We start from the raw sequence: 18,533 nt of genomic DNA, 5'->3' as shown, positions 1-18,533 counted from the left end.
TTAAATAAGCAAATACATTTTATCGCATGAAAACGAATCCCTTGCCCTACAGACTTGTTAATAAGGGCTAAGAAAACGAATTTTGCATTTTTTAATTGATGTGTAATGAATAACGATCCTGAATTAAACGGTAAATATCTGGGCACCATTACCCAGGACTTTGTAGTAGTAGCGGATACGCTGAAAGAAGCTTCTTACCAGATCCGTAAGCGTGGGTTTTCTGATTTTCCTGTTTTTCCGATTGCCAAGGTACAGACGCCTATTGGTAAAACACTGATCGCTCGTGGCGAAATGGCTACCAACTGGCATTACAATGTAACCTACTTAGACGAGTTTGTACAACGTAAACTGGTCAGCGATGCCGACGAATTTAAAAAGGCTTACAAAGATCCTGATGAGTTTTGCTGCCTTTTTGTGATAGATGATGAGTTTACAAACTTTGTTTTCATTCCCTATCCTAACGAATAGGAGGCCACATCTTTAGCCTCCTTTCTTTAACTCACCAGATAGACAACTCAAACCAAATCATGATGCTATAGTTAGTAAACAGAGTCTATCACTTCACATTATCAATTTTTTTGCCTTTAACATTTTATGCAAGCTTCTAATTTTTCGGCTTTAGCCCGCCCTCTGGATGTCTCATATCGGAGTAATCTTGTTGTAATTTTCCTTTGTTTGTTAAGCTTTTTTATTGCTCTTCCATACCAGTGGCTTTATCTGGATACCGCTTTTCTGGATAGCTTATGGTGGGCAGCACAAGCAAGCATGACTGTTTTTTTTAGCTGGGCCCTGGGCAGAGAAATAGATCCTGATGTAAATACATCAGCTTTTCTGGCTATTCCTTTTTCTCTCATAGCTTTCTATTTTGCAGAAAATACTGACTGGCTTGCTCTCCTTGCTTTCTTAATGATTTTAAGAATATGCAGCCATATTTGCGGTCAAAAGCTTAAAGTCAGCGATATAGTTTTGGTGCTGGGGCTTACCGCCTTTCTTTGCTGGAGGGGGCAATATATTCTTGGCTTTAGCACAGCAGTTGTGCTGCTCGCGGATTATACTTTGTCTCCTGTCAATAGAAAAAGTTTATGGTATGCTTTAGCAGCATTACTTTTGGGTATAGTGGGAGGTTTGTTCTTCAGGAAAGATTTAGGATACGAAGCACTTGTTTTTCCTGAGGCCTGGCTGCTTGGTGTGGCGCTTAATTCGCTAGTATTTGTGGCTGTAATCAATTCATACAAGCGGCCTCACTCTACTGAAGACTACAAAGTACAGCCCCTTAACGGTAGTAGAATGCAAGCAGCACAACTCATTGTACTACTTACATTACTTTTTATGTTCTTTGTATACGGATATGGATCTGCACTTAGTCTGGCAGCCGTATGGGCAGCAATTGTAGCTACTAACTTAAGCCGCTTATATTACTGGCTAACTAGGCATTCCCCTTATTAAAATGTACCCAGCCCTGGGCCTGTATAGGTACAGCCTGCTGAGCACGGGTTACCAGGTTTATACCTTTGCTGGCTTCCTGTACATACCCAATGACATGAATATCTCTGTGATTTTTGACTTTCTCAAAGTCATCCTGTGCAATAGTGAATAGAAGTTCATAGTCTTCACCTCCATTAAGAGCACAGGTATTAGGATCAATCTTAAACTCCGCGGCTGTGCTGTACGTCAGCTCATCAATGGGTAGATTCTCTTCGTAGATGTTCATCCCTAAGCCGGACTGCTCGCAGATATGAAATATCTCGGAAGCCAAGCCATCCGATATATCTATCATTGAGGTGGGTACTACCTTAAGGTCGCGTAGCTCATGAACGATATCCATGCGGGCCTCTGGACGCAGCAGGCGTTTCACAATATAATCGTAGCCCTGAATCTGAGGCTGCATGTTCGGGTTTTCCTGGAAGGTAAGCTTCTCACGTTCCAGTACCTGTAAACCCATATAGGCTGCACCCAGGTCTCCGCTAACACACACAATATCATTCACTTTAGCGGTATTTCTACAGGCAAGTAATTCTTTTTCTATTTCTCCAACTGCTGTAATAGACAGCACTAATCCTGCCTGAGAAGAAGTAGTATCTCCACCAATAAGGTCAACTTTATAGTTTTCACAGGCAAAGCGAATACCTTCATAAAGTGCGTCTACTGCTTCTACAGAAAACCGGTTGCTTAAACCAATACTTACCGTAATTTGCTTAGGAATACCATTCATTGCTGCAATATCAGATACGTTTACTGCTACTGCTTTGTACCCTAAATGCTGGAGTGGGGTGTAACTCAGGTCAAAATGCACCCCTTCGGTAAGCATATCTGTGCTGAGCAGCATGTATTTATCGCCGGCATCTATCACCGCTGCATCATCCCCAATGCCTAGTTTGGTAGATGCGTTTACAGTTTTAAAGGATTTTTGTATGTGCTTGATGAGGCCAAATTCCCCCATCTGACTTATTTCTGTTCTTTTAGGCTTATCTTCTGCCATAAATATTTACGATTAAAAATGCTTACTTTTTGTCCTGACATAACTCTATAAGTACGCCATTCGTTGACTTTGGATGTAAAAAACAGATGAGTTTGTTATCAGCACCCGCTTTAGGTTCTTCGTTTACAAAAGTAAAACCCTCTGCTTTCAGTCGGCTAATCTCAGCTTTAATATCATCTACAGCAAAAGCCAGATGGTGTATACCCTCTCCTCTTTTGCTGATAAATTTGTCAATAGCGGAATCCTGAGAAAGCGATTGTAGCAACTCTAGTTTCGTATTGTCTAGCTCAAAGAAGATGGTTTTAACAGCTTCGCTCTCTACTTTTTCGCTTTTATAAGCTTCGTTTCCCAGCAAACGAGCAAATAATGAAGTGGAATCTTCCTCTTCTTTTACTGCAATTCCTATGTGTTCTAAGCGCATCATGCATTGAAACTTTTTCTTGAACAGCTCAGTTCAAATTTATATATTACCTAGATAGTTTATAAATTGCGGCAGCAATTACCAAAGTTTAGGCCTGACCTGGCCAACCCAAGCTTTCATATATTACAAAATTTGTAAATAAATGAAGCTCAACACTTTGGATATGTGCTTAAATCCGCTTGCAATTTACGCAAGTAAGTTTGTACACAAAGTACGCGGATATTATTGGCTTAATAAAATTTACTTTACAATGATAAAAGTCACTGACAAAGCAAAAGAAAAAATTCATGCTTTGAGAACTGAAGAAGGTTACTCCGATAATCATAACATTAGAGTAGCAGTGAAAGGTGGAGGATGCTCCGGTCTTATGTACGACCTGATCTTTGACAGTAAAGTTGAAGAGAGTGATCAGGTTTTTGAAGATCAGGGCATAAAAATACTGGTAGACAAAAAAAGTCTGCTGTATCTCCTGGGTACTACGCTTGACTTTTCTGACGGCCTAAACGGTAAAGGTTTTCAATTTGTCAATCCTAATGCTACCCGTACCTGCGGATGCGGAGAGAGCTTCGCAGTATAAACGCAGAGACCATCAGTTTTCAAAGCCAAAGTCATCAGATTTTGGCTTTTTTTATGCCCTGGTGCTAGTCATGCAATTGCCCTTCTGCTGTGGATAGTGAGTTTTTATAAAAAATCAAGTTTACAACAAAACGCAAAGCTTATGTCCAATGAACCTAATCACAACGAAAACATAGAGGTGCTAGAGCAGGTAGACCTTAGCTATATGAAAGAAATTTCTGATGGCGACTCTGACTTTATAGAGGCAATGGTAAGCAGCTTTGTAAGTGAAATGCCCGAAATGCTTTACCTCCTGAATATCTACTTGAAATCTAAAGACTGGGAAGGCATGAGCAAGCTGGCACATAAAATTAAACCTTCTATACAGTTTATGGGCCTTAACAAGTCCTACGAAATCATCAAAAGCATTGAGCAAAACGGAAAAAATAATGATGGAGCTCAAATCTCCGATCAGTTTCCTCTTTTCTTACAGACGATAGAAGAAGCAATCTCTACGCTTAAAGGTGAGCAAATAAGTTAAACTTTTACTTCATATTGTATACCCACGAGATACGCCTGCAACTATAAAAGCAGGCGTTTTTCTTTGGCCAGCATACTCTTTTCTTATGACCTCTGCTTAATTTTTATCACTACAGACTTAGAAATTGGCTGGTTGCTCTTGTGGGCAAAACGATTGAAAGGCACCAACGCATTTGCTTCCGGAAAATAGGTAGCTACACATTGCTCCGGTATGCTGTATATTACAACTTTAAACTTTTCTGCTACCCTTTCTACACCATCGTAAAGGCTCGTCAGGTCTACCATTGTTTCATTTTCCAGGCCTAACCTCAGCGCGTCTTTCTCATTCATCAATACAACCCTTCGGTAGTTGTGTATGCCCCGATAGCGATCGTGCAGGCCATAAATTGTCGTATTATATTGATCATGACTTCTTATCGTCATCATCATAAACTCATCTTCGGAAAGCTTGTGTATAGGACTTTGGTTGATAGTAAAATGAGCTTTACCACTGCTGGTTTTAAAATTACGATCCCTGGCACCATTTGGCAAATAAAAGCCTCCTGACTGTCTTACACGCATGTTGTACTGCCCAAAACCATCTACAGTTTTTTCTATGGCATCTCTTATGTGGTCATAATTATTAACCATTTGATCCCAGTTAACAGTAGTTTTTTTACCCAGGGTAGCTTTGGCCAGTTCAGCTACAATTTTAGGTTCGCTCAACAGTTTGTCAGATACTGCCTTCCTCTGCCCCCTGCTCTGGTGTACTACCCCTGCTGAGTTTTCTACTGACAAAATCTGAGGACCGCTTGCCTGCATATCAATTTCTGTACGGCCCAGGCAAGGTAATATCAGAGCTGTTTTTCCATGTACTACATGGCTTCTGTTCAGTTTAGTAGATACCTGCACTGTCATTTCGCATTGTTGCAAGGCCTGTGCAGTATAACTGGTATCCGGGGTAGCCGAAATAAAGTTACCTCCCATGCCCATAAAAAATTTGGCCCTACCCTCTGCCATAGCTTTAATAGCATTTACTACATCATAGCCATCTTCTGTGGGAGGTTCAAAGTTAAAGGCTTCTTTCAGCTTCTGCGCAAATTCTGGTTTAAGCTTCTCCCAGATTCCTACCGTACGATCGCCCTGCACATTGCTATGTCCGCGAACCGGACAGGTGCCCGCACCTTCTTTACCTATACTTCCTTTCAGTAAAAGTAGATTGACGATCTCACGAACATTGTCTACCCCATTTTTATGTTGCGTAATCCCCATCGCCCAGCATACAATAATTTTTTTACGGCTAGCCAATAGCTCAGCAAATTCATCTACTTGCGCTTTGTCAACCCCACTTTCTTGAATAAGCTCAGACAAGTCGTACTGCTCTAAATCAGCCAGCAGTTCCTGATAACCAGTAGTCTGACTATTGATAAATTCATGATCAAGCACTGTACCGGGCTTTTGTTCCTCTTTGCGCAGTAATATTTTCATCAAAGCCTTCAGCAAAGGAACATCAGCGTTGATTTTAATTTGCAGAAAAATATCGGTCAGCGAAGTTCCTTTTCCCAGCAGATCGCCAGGGTGCTGTGGATGTTTGAAGCTAATTAAGCCGGCCTCTGGCAGAGGGTTGATCGTTACTATTTTAGTTCCTTTCTTCTTGGCATCCTGTAAGGCTGTAAGCATACGAGGATGATTAGTGCCGGGGTTTTGCCCCATGATAATGATCAGCTCGGTATTATAGAAATCATCCAGTTTTACTGAACCTTTACCAATCCCTAAAGTCTCAGTTAGGCCCACTCCACTAGACTCATGACACATATTGGAGCAATCGGGCAGATTGTTAGTACCATATTGCCTTACAAACAGCTGATACAGAAAAGCTGCTTCATTACTGGTTCTTCCGGAGGTGTAAAAAACTGCTTCGTTAGGAGAAGCAAGTTTTTGTAACTGATTACCTATGGTTTGAAAAGCTTCGGCCCAACTGATTGGCTCATAGTGTGCGCTACCATTTTTGAGAATCATAGGCTCAGTGATGCGACCACTCTTACCTAGCTCATAATCTGTCCAGCTTCTAAGTTCTTCTACCGAATGTCTGGCAAAAAAAGCTGCATCTACCTTTTCAGTAGTTCCTTCTTCTGCTACAGCCTTAGCTCCATTTTCACAAAACTCTGCGGCAGAACGATAGGTATCAGGATCTGGCCAGGCACATCCTGGACAGTCAAAACCCGTAAACTGGTTAATTTCCAGCATAAGCCTGGTTCCATCTACTACTCCCACTTCGCCAAACACGTGTTTTACGGAGTTAGTGATGGCCGGAATACCGCCCGCTACCGTTTTGCGATGACTAAGCTTTAACTGTTGTTCGCTTTCAGAAATAGGTTTATCTGCCATAATACTCTTGATCTGTCAAATTTTGATTAATAGCTAGCCTGGAGATTCCACTGTATATATTAAATCGCTGCTCCCTTACAAAGCCAATTAATGTCATACGATAACTTTGCGCTAAATGAACGGCCAGATGCGAGGGTGCGCCCACCGCCGCGATACATGGTATTTCTGCCATCAGAGCTTTTTGTACCAGCTCAAAACTTACTCTACCACTTAGTAAAAGAAAAGAGGAGCGCAAAAGCTCACGGTCTTTAGCAAAGCAGGCTCCGATAAGCTTATCTAACGCATTGTGTCGCCCAATATCCTCTCGCCAGAGGAGAAGGTTTCCAGCAGCATCAAATAGACCGGCAGCATGAAGTCCTCCTGTATGCTTAAACACTACCTGAGCTTCCTTCAATTGCTGTGGGGCTTGATGGATAGCACTTTCTTTGATAATAAAATCGTTTCTTAAGCTAAGGTTGGAGCAAAGGGTATCTACAGCTTCTATAGAAGCTTTACCACAAATGCCACAGCTGGAGGTTGAGTAGAAGTTGCGTTGTAGCTTCTGCACATCAATATTTACCTGTGTAGAGAGTTCTACCTTTAAGACATTATTGTGTTGTGACTGCTCACTCTGGCAATAGCGGATTTTCTCTATTTGCTCAAATTGCTGAATGATGCCTTCAGTAAACAGAAAGCCTAATGCAAGCTCAAAGTCATAACCGGGCGTACGCATAGTTACAGAAACACTTATCTGTTTTCTATTCTGGGCGGAGCCATAAGCCAGCCTGATTTCCAGAGGCTCTTCCACCGCCAGAAGATCTGTTGTAGTGCCTTGGTGGGCTCCTACTTTAACAATGCGGGTAGCTTGTACACTTGTGTTCATTCCAACGCTTTCTGGTCTGCTTTAAATATCCTCTTTATGCGTAGCTTTCACCAGCAGAGAATAAGTTAATAGTATAGTAAAAAGACCATACGCCTGTATTTGTTTACATAAAAATCTTTCTACCCCGATGAAGCTACGCTTATTTACTTTTGTCCGTAATAAGCATCGGGCCCATGCTTACGAGTATAATGTTTGTTCATGATATGGTTAGGAATCTCTTTGGTGGCAGCATTGAGTAAGTAAGTACCCCAGGCCATTTCGGCGACTGCCTCCAGCACCTGGCTATTAATTAGTGCCTCCTGAGGAGTCTTACCCCAGGTAAAAGGTGCATGCTGATGCAGTAGTACCCCTGGTATTTCCATAGGGTTGATTTTTTCAAAGCGCTCAATAATACATTTACCAGTATTGGCCTCATAATCTTCTTCCACTTCTTTACGAGTAAGGTGGCGCGCTAAAGGGATAGTACCAGAAAAGTGATCGGCATGTGTAGTACCCAGACAAGGAATTTCTCTACCAGCCTGAGCAAACATGGTAGCATACATACTATGGGTATGCACAATGCCTCCGATCTCAGAAAATGCCCGATAAAGAGCTAAATGAGTAGGCGTATCAGAGGAAGGTTTTAGCGCTCCTTCCACTTTATTACCCTCCAGATCAAGTACTACCAATTGTTCAATGCTTAGGTGGCTATAGGGGACTCCGCTAGGCTTGATAACAACCAGGCCTTGTTCCCGATCTATTCCACTTACATTTCCCCAAGTTAGCTTAACTAAACCTGTAGTTTCCAACTGCTGATTAGCTATCAATACCTGCTCTTTTACTTCAGTTATGTTCATGGTTTGCTTGTGCTTGCTTGTTCCTGATTGAGATAAGCTTTTTCATTAAATGCGCTAAGTTGCCAGTCCATTCACTGGTCCCAAAGGCATCATGCATTTGTAAATATAGCTCATACAGTTGAGTGTATACCTGATGATTTTCTTCTTTAGGGTGGTATACTTTATCCTGAAACCCACAAAGCTTTTGCTGTGCTTCGTCTATGTTAGGGTAGGCTCCTGCTGCTACAGCACTAAGTAGCGCAGCCCCCAGTGCGCAGGTCTGTTCGCTTCGGGCTACTACCATTGGCCTACCGGTAATGTCTGCATAGATCTGCATCAGCATTGGATTTTTGGTTGCCAAGCCTCCGCAGTTTACTATTTTTTTTACGGGCACACCATAAGCTTCTATTCTTTTAATAATGGTTAGCGCTCCAAAAGCGGTTGCCTCTATCAGTGCTCGATACACATCGTGTGGCTTAGTATGCAGGGTTTGCCCTACTATCAGACCACTTAGTAAAGAATCTACCAAGACTGTTCGGTTTCCATTGTGCCAGTCTAAAGCCAGCAGTCCATGCTCTCCGGGTTTCTGGACACTTGCCTTAGCCTCCAACGCCGCAAATTTTTCGTCCAGATTTTTACCATAAGTCTCTGGCACAAAGTTTTTTACGTACCATAAAAAGATATCACCTACTCCCGACTGTCCAGCTTCTATACCATAAAACCCAGGTATTACCGAACCATCTACAATACCACACACACCGGGGATGTCGGCGAGCTCTTTACTGTTGGAGTTTACCATCACATCGCAGGTGCTGGTACCCAGTATCTTTACCATAGTTCCTTCATTGACTCCTGCACCCACTGCACCCATATGAGCATCAAAAGCCCCTACGGCCACCACCGTATCTGTGCTAAGCCCCAGCTTGTCTGCCCACTCGGAGCAGAGGTTGCCTACTTTTTGGTCAGCACTATAGGCCTCTTCATAAAGTCTGTCTCTGAAAGTTGCCAGTTCGGGAGAAAGGGCAGATAAAAACTCTTTATCCGGTAGGCCGCCCCACTCTTTATTGAACATAGCCTTATGGCCAGCGGCACAAATACTTCTAAACATTTCTTTTGGCTGAGCTTTTCCGGTCAGTACTGCCGGAAGGTAATCGCATAACTCTACAAAGCTATATGTAGCCTCAAAAACCTCAGAATCTACATGTTGTAAGCGGTAGAGTTTACTCCAAAACCATTCAGAAGAATAAATTCCCCCACACTTTGCCAGATATTCGGGTCTGATCTCTTTTGCCAGCCTGGTGATTTCTTCAGCTTCAGCATGGCTGGTATGATCTTTCCACAGCCACGCCATAGCATTAAGGTTATCCTTAAATTCTGGAAGTAAAGCCAGAGGGGTGCCATTTTGATCTACAGGCAAAGGAGTACTTCCGGTAGTATCTACTCCGATACTAACAATATTCTCAGGTTTAAAGTCAGTTTGTAGGGCGCTGGCTTGCCGGATAGCTTCTTTAATGATATACTCCATTCCCTGCAAATAGTCAGCTGGGTGCTGACGGGCCAGTTGAGGCTCAGCGGCATCTACCAACACCCCAGCCTCGCCAGATGGATAATTAATAATAGTAGAAGCTACTTCTTTACCTTCAGATAAGTCTACAATCAGAGATCTACAGGAGTTAGTACCATAATCTAACCCTATCGCATATTTTGTCATAATTTTATTGTCATCAGGCAGGTCTAAACCATATACTTCCAGACCTACGCTTATTTTTTAAAGCATAGGTTTTAGCACTTCTTTCACGTATACGCCATCTTTAAGGGTAACACCATCCGGATCGGTGATTGCCTGATCGCATTCATCTTCAAAAATGATCCAGCCTTCATAATCTGTGTTAACCAGCTCTTCGGTTATCCCTTTAAAGTCAATTGCCCCTTCTCCCATAGGCGCCCAATTGCCATTTTCGTACATATCTTTGTAGTGTACACAATTAACCAGCTCCCTGTATTCTTTAATAATGCTTAAGGGGTCCATGCCTCCTTTAGCGATATGACCAACATCCGGGGTGTATTTAATAACCGATGCATCTAATCCATTAAGTAGTATTTTGTAGTCTTCCTCAGTTCTGTAGACCGATCCGGCAGGAGAGTTAGGGTGATAAGAGCAGACAATGCCTTTATCTGTTGCTCTTTTAGCTATGCGGTTCACACATTTGAGCAGATTCTGCTGCCGTTCTTCCAGGTTAGAGCGATCTTCGCCCGGTAGTTGTACCAGCAGAAAGATAGCATCAGGAAAATGTTGCAAAAATTCTATCCATTGATCGGCCTGAGCTCTTTCCGCTTCAGTTTCTTCGGCATACCGCCAGGGCTGCGCCAGACATAGTACTGATAGCTCCAGCTTGTTTTTTTCCAGCTCTGCTTTCATTAGCTCAGGATCTGAAAGGTGATGTAAAAAACTGGTATCTGGTTCAATACTGCTGAAGCCTGCCTGAGACATAATTTTCATGATATGCTCCAGCTTTCCTTTATATTGTTCGCCCGGCATTTGCCAGGTATATGTTTCGCAGCCAATCTTAATTTTGCTCATAATTTTTTGTTTTAGATGTTTTATAGTAGGGCCATTTACGGCCTTTGGCTAATTATTTTCCTGTAACCACTTTAATACCCGGGGATTAAAGTCTTCAATTTCTTCCCAGTGAAAGGCATGACCGGCGTTAGGGTACAGGTGCAGTGAACTATTGGGCAGAGCCTCTGCCACTTCGCGCACCATCCACTCGGGCACAAACATGTCTTCTTCGCCACCTATAACCAGACAGGAGTGCTGTACTTTAGGTAATTCAGCCAAAACATTATGCGAAATACAGGCATGAGCCTGGGCTTCCAGCCCGTGTAAAGGTTGAGGAAAAGGGTTGACCGCATCTGCTGACTGAGATTTTAAGAGGTCTTCGTATACCTCATCATTGTCAAAACTGGACTTATGGTAAATTAGAAGCTGCACAAAGTTGGCAAACTCCTCAGGTCTGAGGCGTTTGGCATGCATCATATGTTTAAAAATAGCTTCCCCTTTGCGATCGCAGCGTGCCCACGGACACATAAGCACCATACTACTTACCTTATCCGGGTGGCGTAAGGCTAACTGCTGAGCTATGGTACTACCCATAGAAACACCTACTACTTTAGCTTTTTGAATATTTAAAACATCTAAAAGCTCAGCGTAATCATCTGCCATCTGGGCAGTTGTGTAAGGCCCTTCGGGCTTATCGCTTAGGCCTACCCCTCTGTTATCAGTGATTATACAACGGAAATGCGGCTCCCAGTACGACGCATGCTTTTCCCAAACGGCGCCGGGAGCAGTAATTCCCATAATTAGCAAAAGAGGGGCTCCACTTCCTCTTTCTTCATAATACATTTGAATACCATTTACTTTAGCGTATGGCATAGGTCTTGGATTTGAGTAGTTTATAGGTTGTATGAGTTAATATAGGTCTCTTACATCTTACAGGCCATACTTTTCGCCCATTGTTTTGATGAGTGTATAGCCTTTTTCTGCCATATCCCAGGGCTTGGAATATTCTCTCCACACCCCAATACCATTGGCAAAATCTGGATCATTACGAGAGAAAGCCTCAATAGTCAGCCAGCCTTCGTAGTTGATTTCGCCAAGAGCAGCAAAAGCATCGTCCCATGGCACATGCCCATCACCAGGAGTGCCTCTGTCGTTTTCACTGATATGAACGTGGCTCAGCACCGGAGCAATGGTTTTGATAGCGGCAGATAGCTTTTTCTCTTCTATGTTAGCATGGTGTGTATCAAACATAGCCCTTACGTTAGGATGATCTGCCTTTTTAATAAGCTTCAGCAGTTGCTCCATAGTATTGCACAAATAGCACTCAAAACGGTTAAGCGCTTCCGGCGTAAGGGTAATACCTGCCTGAGCTGCATATTCTCCCGCAGCATGTAGAACCTCAGCGGCTCTTGTGTACTCATCTTCTTCCGGGGCACGCTGCGCAAAATGGGCATGTGCTGAGTGGAAAGGTCCGCAGATAATTTTTGACTCCATAGCATGAGCACGGTCTACCGCCCATTTGATTCGGTCCAAACCTTTTTGTCTTACCTCAGATGAAGGGTCAATAGGGCTCTCATCTTTACTTACTACAAAAACAGTGGTAGCCTCCATGCCCAGGTCCTTCACATGTTTACCTATACGCGAATAAGCGGCTTCATCGGGTGAGCCGATAAAAAATTCTACACCATCGTACCCAATGCCCTTCAGTCTATCAATGATAGGCATCAAATCATCCGACATATTTGCCGACCAGGCTAATACATTAAATCCAATTTTACTTTTCATACTATTGCTATATAAAAAAAACTGAGGCCGGAGGAAGCAGCCCACTGCTTATCTCCTGACCTTATTAACTATCAAAACTATTTTACTTTAAACATGCCTTAGGCTCAAATACTAATGCTGGATTAGATAAAAGAACTTTTTTATTACTCCATGGCATAGTCAGCGGGGCGCACACCCGTTTTGTGATCTCCAAACCCAAACATGGTGGGTTGGTACTCTCCAACGATATTTACATTGCTTTCTTCGGGCACATCCGCTTCCATACCCATAGCCCAGTAGCAGGCATTGACCATCATCCTCCTTAGGTCTTCACTTTGCAGATCTACCGCAGCTCCCATAGTAGTATTGAAGACGCGTGCCTGCTTACCACTAGCTGAGGTATAGTTTCTGGTCCAGGCTACAGGCATTACTGCTTTATCATAACTCAAAGGAGCTTTATCGTTCATACCCTTGGTGCTTTGTCCATAGAGGAGTACTTCTGCATCTTCGGGTAAATCTGCAATGGTATATACATCTGTAGGGCCCCAAATATCCTGCACTCCCTTCAGGATAGGGTGATCCTGCACTAATCCATTGATAAGTCCGCGGGTTCCTTCTTTACCATGATGACCATGATGCGCCACCCAGGTTTCTCCAAATACCTGTTTGCCATAACCACCTTCCCAGCCTTCTTCCTTACTGTTAAAGCTGTACTTGGCATAGGGGCTCTGCTTGTTGCGAGAATAGTTAAAGGCATGAGTAGAGGTTCGCATTGCCACTATAGGTTTTCCGGCTTTGGTGTAGGCATCTATGTATTTCATCTGCTCGTCGGGCAACTCTCTGAAACGGGTAAAGAGTACCATCAGGTCGGCAGACTCCAGATGCTCCAGCCCTGGAATGTTGGTCTGATTTTCAGGGTCTATCTCTCCACTCTTAGGATCCAGAGCAAAAAGTACGGTGGTTTTAAAACCATGATGCTCAGAAAGGATACGCGCCAACATGGGTAGGGCTTCTTCCGAACGGTACTCTTCATCACCACTTACCAGTACAATATGTTTACCCTCTCCACTGCCTTGCTTTCCTTCATAGCTTACCCATTGCGCAGACTGCTGGGAGCAGCTAAGCTGCATACTACCCAGAAAGGCCGTAGTAAACAGCAAAATACGAAGACCTATGAGGTTGAATGGGTTATTAAAAAGGTTGTGTTGCATTAGTGTTATTCTTTGGCGTTAAAAATTAAGTGATCTTATGCTGGATGCATAATCTTTTGTCAACTTATTTTCTGGATAGCTTTTTTTCAAGCGGATGTTCGCGTAGTAATTCCTCCGGAGAATAGAAGCCTGTTTTGGAAGATGCTTGTTCTCTTACTACTCTTACTTTTTCCGGGCTAACAGCAGAAGACTGATTTCCAAAGGAGTTACGCACATAGGTGAGCACTGCGGCTACCTCCTCATCATTAAGCATACCTCCAAATGGAGTCATGGGTACCTGCCCGGGGTACTCTTTACCCTTTACTTCTATGGGTCCCATCAGACCTTTTAGCACAATTTTGATCAGTCGCTCCTGGCTACCGTTTACCCAGGGGGTCTGCGATAGAGGAGGAAAGCCAGAAGCTGTAAGCCCTTTTCCATCCAGCTGATGGCAGGTGCCACAATACCCTTCACGGTCGTATATTTCTTTACCTTTCAGGAAGAGATCTTTTTCTTTACCCTTCAGGGAGGTTTGCACGGCTATTTCTTTTTTCTCCTGCCGAGGGTGCCCATTCAGGTGGGCCAGTGCGGTTTCGTAAGCATCAATAATCCAGTCGTCCAAAGGTTTTTTACCCGCAGCTTCTACAATAGGCAAGCCTACCTCCTTGCCTAACCAGGAGGCTGCTGTAATTGCCTCTAGCCGTACTCTGCCATGATTGTCATTGGCAGCTTGCATCAAAAGTTCGGGCTGCTCATCTATCTGATGGGCATTATAACGCAGCACACGCACAGCCGCCGCCCGCACATGAAAATCTTCTGACTGCAGCAACTGACGAAGCAGGGACTCATCTACTTTATTTAACCCCCAGCTTACCCAAAGAGCTTCCAGAAGGTGATGCTCGTAACGAGGATCGTTCTGATCCAGACGGTCTATCCAGTTGTAAAGACTGGCCTGTACTTCTGAGGCATTATAGCGACGGAGCTCACGACGACTACGAGAACGGGTTCTGTACTCAGGAAGTTTCAGGTTATCCAGCAGCACTTCTATGCTGGCGCCATCTACTTTGGCCGGCTCTACCAATGGACGAGAAGGGTAAGTGACTCTGTAGACACGTCCGTGCACATGATCGCGATAGGGGTCGCGAGCATTATGCTGCATATGCCCAATAAGCACATTATGCCAGTCTGCTATATACAGTGAGCCATCGGGAGCAAACTCCATATCTACCGGACGAAAGTTTTTGTCTTCGCTCCACACTAAGTCATGGCGGTGCTCACTATGATACCCGGTACCATCGTCTATCAGTTTATGCTGCTTGGTACCCAAAAAGCCAATGGTGTTATTGATAAGCAGATCGCCTTGCACCTCATCAGGAAAATGACGGCTGGAGACAAATTCAAGGCCAGAAGTAGGACGCACACGGTGGGCATCTTCAATCAGGTTTCTGGACTTTGGCGTAACTACCCCATACATAGGCTTAACGGTGCCGGGCATCATCCAATGCACATCAGGGCCGGAAGTATCGGCAAAGAAATCCTGCCCCCACTCATCAAAAGCAATGCCCCAGGGGTTAGGGATATAAAGCTGTGCTGCTCTTTCCAGTTTTTTGCGGTTAGGATCGTAGCGGTAAAACCCACCATTGGTGCCCCTTACTGGTCCATAAGGCGTTTCTACACTCGTGCGTAAGAATGTACCCTCTCCCATGTAAATTGCACCAGAAGGATCTGTAGTATAAGCACTATGAGCATGATGGGTATCATGATCATCAAAACCACTTAACAGAATTTCGTGGGTATCTGCACGGTCATCCCCATCCATATCCTTATATAGCATCAGGTTGGTACCCTGAGAGATGTATACCCCTTCAGCGGCTATGGTAAAGCCAAGTGGTAAGTGTAGACTATCGGCAAAAGTGGTCTGCTGGTCAGCACGTCCGTCACCATCTGTATCTTCCAGAATAATCAGTTTATCGTTGGGTTTAGCATCGCCGGGTTTGTAGTGCGGATAGCTGGGCATAGTAGCTACCCAGAGGCGTCCCTTATTGTCAAAGGAAATCTGTACAGGGTTGGCAAGGTCATCAAAATCCTGTTCGGAGGCAAATAGCTCTATTTTGTAACCGGGAGGCGTGTGCAGCTTGTCCAGCGCATCCTGACCATACAGGTATTCAGGAGTACCATTTTTCTCGCTGGGCTTATAGTTGGTTTTAATATCGGGCAGCTTTTTTGTTTTAGCATCAGCAGCGGCCAAATCCATTTTTTTGCCCTTAGTTGCCTGCCATATGGCTTCGTCTCGTACGCTGGTCATCTCCCTGATTTTCTCAATCTCGGCAGGATAATTCTCTGGCCCGAAAGGGTTATAGCGACGCCCGTAAGCATGTACACCGTTTGGTATTTTAAAATCGTTGTGCCACATCCAGTTTTTTTCCATAACAGCAGCATGTACCAGCTTCCGATGAGCTTCAGCCTCTGCTTCTTTCTCACCAAATAATTTATTAACCAATACTTTGGAAAACCTGGCATAAGCTGCCTCAGTAAGCTGAAATCCATCTATAGTAAGAGGTTCATCACTCTCCTGATACCAGGATTTAGTAGGCGAAAACATATCTACAAAATGTACACCCTCGTACTTTGCCGCTACCTCTTCCATGGCTCGTGAGTACAACGATAAATTAACGTTTTCCTGCTTACCATCCGGTAGGTCATATTGATCGGAAAGGTCTTCAAAAGCGATAGGTGACACCAGGGCCAGCTGAGGCGCATGCTCACCATTGTACTGCTGGGCAAGTGTATGCTGCACAAATGCATCCAGCTCTGCTTTATAACTTTCTACACCGCTTTCTCCCTGAAATGACTCACTGTAGCCAAAAAAAGCAATAATAATGTCGGCTTGCAGCCGTGTCAGCCATTGGTCTTCCGTTTCAAAGTGGCCTTTACTATCGGAGTTGAGTCTGTTATCGGTGGTAGAGAAGTGCCCACTACTATCAGGATAGTTTGCCAGAGCAGTCTGGTATTTTTCTGCCCCCGGGAACGCCCAGGGAGAGTTCCGGCTGGCATGCGGCCTGAAGCCAGGAGTATTGCCACCATCGCTCATATTACGAATAAATAGCAGGCTATCCGGGTAGCGTAGCTGAAGTTCGGTCTCAAAATAACCGTAGTTCATCATCCTTGAGCCAAGATTGTTACCGATCAGCAGGATGTGGTCATTTTTTGAAAGCTTTATTTTTGGGGTTTCTGATGAACCGCACCCCCATACGCAGGCAGCTATAATGCACATGCATATAGTGTGAAAGAGTGTTCTGAAGCTGGTTGTCATGTATTAGTTGTTATCGTATGAAGATATGCTTATTTGTTCAGACTTGTAAGTCTTAATATCATCAAAATAGAGAAGATAAGTGAATCTTCTCACTTATCCTCTCTTCAGTATATGAGAATTATAGAGAATATGTCTGATTAATATCCATCGTTCTGTTCCAGATGCTCATTGTTTCTGAGCTCATCTGTAGGGATAGGGTAAAGAAGTTCTCTTTCTGTTAGTGTGGGGCCATTGATAAACTGATAGCCTACATAATCTTCAAACTCCAGAGTGTTGAGGTTAAAGCCTTTTCTGATTCTCACCATATCAAACCAGGTTTTGTTTTCGTAGCTCAGCTCATGCCAAAGCTCTTTCCACACTGCTTCTCTAAACTCATCCTGGCTTAAGCCAGAGAGTTCAGGCAGTTCTGCCCTTCTACGAATTTTATTCACCGCTTCATAGGCTTCAGCAGTAGGCCCTGATATTTCGTTGGAGGCTTCAGCATAAATGAGCAGAACTTCCGCATAGCGTAAGAGTGGCCAGTTAAGGTCACTGCTGGCTGTGTTCAGGTTTGCCTCTACATCAAAATGCTTATACAAATAGTAGCCCCCCAGATTGATGGTATCTGACCTGTCTGCTTTAAGCGTATAGTAATGGTAGTAAAACTGTTTTTCTTCGGCTCTTTTATCGCCCGGTTCATAAGACTCTACAAATTTTTCTTCTGCGAAAATAGCCCCGGTCTGCGATGAGTAAGCAGAGATATTTTGGTTGTAGGGAATGATAAGCGGCTGCCAGTTGGCCGGATCTATAAAGGCGGCATACTGCACCATAAAAATATGCTCTCCTGTATTTTTCAATGCAGGGTCATGCAGATCATCATAAGTGGGAAAGAGGTCAAACTCGCCTGAGTCTATTACTTCTTTAGCTTTATCTGCTGCTCTTTGATAGTACTCACTACCTTTTTGCAAAGGGTAGCCTGCCATTGTAAGGTATACGCTAGACAGTAAGGACTTTACTGCACCCAGGGAAGCCCTACCGTCAGCGTCGGTATACGGAAGTCCCGACTGCTCTGCCTCCAGCAAGTCGGACACAATCAGCTCATACACTTCTTCTACAGAAGACTGCGGAGGGTAAAGGATGGGTGAGTTTAAGTCTACCGGATCAGTTATTAGCGGCACTTTACCGAAAATTCTAACCAGGTTGTAATAGTAATAGGCACGTAAAAATCTGGCTTCGCCCAGCAGCCTTTGCTTATGTCCTTCATCCATAGTTATGGCTGGAATGTTAGCCAGTGCAAGATTAGCATTGGCGATACCACGGTAGCTGCTGTTCCAGTGAGTTACTCCATAACCATTGTCTGAAGTGTTTACCAGGTCGCGAATAATCAGGCTGTTCTGCGCCTGACCCAGCTCAGTATTAGCCAGGCCGGTCTGAAATTCCAGCATAAGCCAGGGGCTTCCTCCATAGCCTCCGCCCCTGATATCTTTGAGGCTGGCATAAATAGAGGTAACCGCACTTTCTGCATGCCCTTCTGTCTGAAAGTAGTTCTCTACCGTAAAGTTTGAAGGATCAGATTCATCCAGAAAATCAGTACAGGAGGTACCGACCATAGAAAGCAACGCGGCGAGGCACAAAGAGCAGTATGTATTTGTATTTAATTTCATAATATTATCGTTTTTCTGTCATTC

General features: G+C 43.9%; 16 protein-coding genes. 4 read left to right on the top strand and 12 right to left on the bottom strand.

The genetic code is table 11. From position 1 onward, the window contains the following. Positions 1–105: 105 nt before the first annotated feature. Both PZB74_RS13275 and PZB74_RS13270 read left to right on the top strand, forming a co-directional pair. Positions 106–468 carry a hypothetical protein gene (locus PZB74_RS13275; protein ID WP_302236776.1) on the top strand — a complete coding sequence of 121 codons (363 nt, stop codon included), beginning with the start codon at positions 106–108 and terminating at the stop codon, positions 466–468. Between the two features lie 126 nt (positions 469–594). Then, the gene (locus PZB74_RS13270; RefSeq protein ID WP_302236774.1) at positions 595–1,446 is read left to right on the top strand and encodes a hypothetical protein; all 852 of its coding nucleotides are present in this window, start codon (positions 595–597) and stop codon (positions 1,444–1,446) included. On the opposite strand, the gene thiL is transcribed toward PZB74_RS13270, so the two are convergent. After that, a complete protein-coding gene (gene thiL, locus PZB74_RS13265; protein WP_302236772.1) occupies positions 1,427–2,479 on the bottom strand; it encodes a thiamine-phosphate kinase in 1,053 nt (350 codons plus the stop codon). The genes PZB74_RS13270 and thiL overlap by 20 nt on opposite strands. Positions 2,480–2,501: 22 nt before the next feature. Next, complete coding sequence (gene mce, locus PZB74_RS13260; protein WP_302236770.1) at positions 2,502–2,903, bottom strand: methylmalonyl-CoA epimerase; 402 nt, start codon at positions 2,901–2,903, stop codon at positions 2,502–2,504. A 247-nt stretch (positions 2,904–3,150) separates the two neighbouring features. Between mce and PZB74_RS13255 the strand changes: the two genes are divergently transcribed. Next, positions 3,151–3,477 (top strand): HesB/IscA family protein, encoded by a 327-nt coding sequence (locus PZB74_RS13255; protein ID WP_302236768.1) that lies wholly within the window; start codon positions 3,151–3,153, stop codon positions 3,475–3,477. 141 nt (positions 3,478–3,618) lie between these two features. Then, positions 3,619–3,996, top strand: coding sequence for an Hpt domain-containing protein (locus PZB74_RS13250; RefSeq protein WP_302236765.1), 378 nt, complete (start codon positions 3,619–3,621; stop codon positions 3,994–3,996). An 83-nt stretch (positions 3,997–4,079) separates the two neighbouring features. Here PZB74_RS13250 and PZB74_RS13245 read toward each other — a convergent pair whose 3' ends face one another. From PZB74_RS13245 to PZB74_RS13200, 10 genes are all read right to left on the bottom strand, one after another. After that, a complete protein-coding gene (locus PZB74_RS13245; RefSeq protein WP_302236762.1) occupies positions 4,080–6,362 on the bottom strand; it encodes an FdhF/YdeP family oxidoreductase in 2,283 nt (760 codons plus the stop codon). Beyond that, the gene (fdhD, locus tag PZB74_RS13240; RefSeq protein ID WP_302236759.1) at positions 6,352–7,224 is read right to left on the bottom strand and encodes a formate dehydrogenase accessory sulfurtransferase FdhD; all 873 of its coding nucleotides are present in this window, start codon (positions 7,222–7,224) and stop codon (positions 6,352–6,354) included. Before fdhD ends, PZB74_RS13245 begins: the two co-directional genes overlap by 11 nt. Positions 7,225–7,367: 143 nt before the next feature. After that, on the bottom strand, positions 7,368–8,060 hold the full coding sequence (gene araD, locus PZB74_RS13235; RefSeq protein WP_302236756.1) for an L-ribulose-5-phosphate 4-epimerase AraD: 693 nt from the start codon (positions 8,058–8,060) through the stop codon (positions 7,368–7,370). Further along, the gene (locus PZB74_RS13230) at positions 8,047–9,750 is read right to left on the bottom strand and encodes a ribulokinase (protein WP_302236753.1); all 1,704 of its coding nucleotides are present in this window, start codon (positions 9,748–9,750) and stop codon (positions 8,047–8,049) included. The genes araD and PZB74_RS13230 overlap by 14 nt, the downstream gene beginning before the upstream one ends. A 57-nt stretch (positions 9,751–9,807) precedes the next feature. Next, the gene (locus PZB74_RS13225; protein WP_302236751.1) at positions 9,808–10,620 is read right to left on the bottom strand and encodes a sugar phosphate isomerase/epimerase family protein; all 813 of its coding nucleotides are present in this window, start codon (positions 10,618–10,620) and stop codon (positions 9,808–9,810) included. Between the two features lie 48 nt (positions 10,621–10,668). Further along, entirely contained in the window at positions 10,669–11,472 is an 804-nt protein-coding gene (locus tag PZB74_RS13220; protein ID WP_302236750.1) for an alpha/beta fold hydrolase, read from the bottom strand. A gap of 57 nt (positions 11,473–11,529) precedes the next feature. Next, positions 11,530–12,384: a sugar phosphate isomerase/epimerase family protein gene (locus PZB74_RS13215; RefSeq protein ID WP_302236748.1), complete on the bottom strand. Its 855-nt coding sequence runs from the start codon at positions 12,382–12,384 to the stop codon at positions 11,530–11,532. Between the two features lie 143 nt (positions 12,385–12,527). Next, positions 12,528–13,574 carry a ThuA domain-containing protein gene (locus PZB74_RS13210; protein WP_302236746.1) on the bottom strand — a complete coding sequence of 349 codons (1,047 nt, stop codon included), beginning with the start codon at positions 13,572–13,574 and terminating at the stop codon, positions 12,528–12,530. Positions 13,575–13,638: 64 nt separating this feature from the next. Then, the gene (locus PZB74_RS13205) at positions 13,639–16,827 is read right to left on the bottom strand and encodes a PVC-type heme-binding CxxCH protein (protein WP_302236744.1); all 3,189 of its coding nucleotides are present in this window, start codon (positions 16,825–16,827) and stop codon (positions 13,639–13,641) included. Between the two features lie 176 nt (positions 16,828–17,003). Then, the gene (locus PZB74_RS13200) at positions 17,004–18,509 is read right to left on the bottom strand and encodes a RagB/SusD family nutrient uptake outer membrane protein (RefSeq protein WP_302236743.1); all 1,506 of its coding nucleotides are present in this window, start codon (positions 18,507–18,509) and stop codon (positions 17,004–17,006) included. Positions 18,510–18,533 lie beyond the last annotated feature (24 nt).

Source organism: Porifericola rhodea (assembly GCF_030506305.1).
In the GTDB taxonomy this organism is placed as follows: Bacteria; Bacteroidota; Bacteroidia; order Cytophagales; family Cyclobacteriaceae; genus Catalinimonas; species Catalinimonas rhodea.
Note: the sequence above shows the minus strand (reverse complement) of the source record. Positions and strands in the feature narration are given on the sequence as shown.

Bases quoted from the DNA above. Each gene is read 5' to 3' on its own strand.
- PZB74_RS13275 (WP_302236776.1), top strand. From the start codon at position 106: ATGAATAACGATCCTGAATTAAACGGTAAATATCTGGGCACCATTACC.
- PZB74_RS13270 (WP_302236774.1), top strand. From the start codon at position 595: ATGCAAGCTTCTAATTTTTCGGCTTTAGCCCGCCCTCTGGATGTCTCA.
- thiL (WP_302236772.1), bottom strand. From the start codon at position 2,479: ATGGCAGAAGATAAGCCTAAAAGAACAGAAATAAGTCAGATGGGGGAA.
- mce (WP_302236770.1), bottom strand. From the start codon at position 2,903: ATGATGCGCTTAGAACACATAGGAATTGCAGTAAAAGAAGAGGAAGAT.
- PZB74_RS13255 (WP_302236768.1), top strand. From the start codon at position 3,151: ATGATAAAAGTCACTGACAAAGCAAAAGAAAAAATTCATGCTTTGAGA.
- PZB74_RS13250 (WP_302236765.1), top strand. From the start codon at position 3,619: ATGTCCAATGAACCTAATCACAACGAAAACATAGAGGTGCTAGAGCAG.
- PZB74_RS13245 (WP_302236762.1), bottom strand. From the start codon at position 6,362: ATGGCAGATAAACCTATTTCTGAAAGCGAACAACAGTTAAAGCTTAGT.
- fdhD (WP_302236759.1), bottom strand. From the start codon at position 7,224: ATGAACACAAGTGTACAAGCTACCCGCATTGTTAAAGTAGGAGCCCAC.
- araD (WP_302236756.1), bottom strand. From the start codon at position 8,060: ATGAACATAACTGAAGTAAAAGAGCAGGTATTGATAGCTAATCAGCAG.
- PZB74_RS13230 (WP_302236753.1), bottom strand. From the start codon at position 9,750: ATGACAAAATATGCGATAGGGTTAGATTATGGTACTAACTCCTGTAGA.
- PZB74_RS13225 (WP_302236751.1), bottom strand. From the start codon at position 10,620: ATGAGCAAAATTAAGATTGGCTGCGAAACATATACCTGGCAAATGCCG.
- PZB74_RS13220 (WP_302236750.1), bottom strand. From the start codon at position 11,472: ATGCCATACGCTAAAGTAAATGGTATTCAAATGTATTATGAAGAAAGA.
- PZB74_RS13215 (WP_302236748.1), bottom strand. From the start codon at position 12,384: ATGAAAAGTAAAATTGGATTTAATGTATTAGCCTGGTCGGCAAATATG.
- PZB74_RS13210 (WP_302236746.1), bottom strand. From the start codon at position 13,574: ATGCAACACAACCTTTTTAATAACCCATTCAACCTCATAGGTCTTCGT.
- PZB74_RS13205 (WP_302236744.1), bottom strand. From the start codon at position 16,827: ATGTGCATTATAGCTGCCTGCGTATGGGGGTGCGGTTCATCAGAAACC.
- PZB74_RS13200 (WP_302236743.1), bottom strand. From the start codon at position 18,509: ATGAAATTAAATACAAATACATACTGCTCTTTGTGCCTCGCCGCGTTG.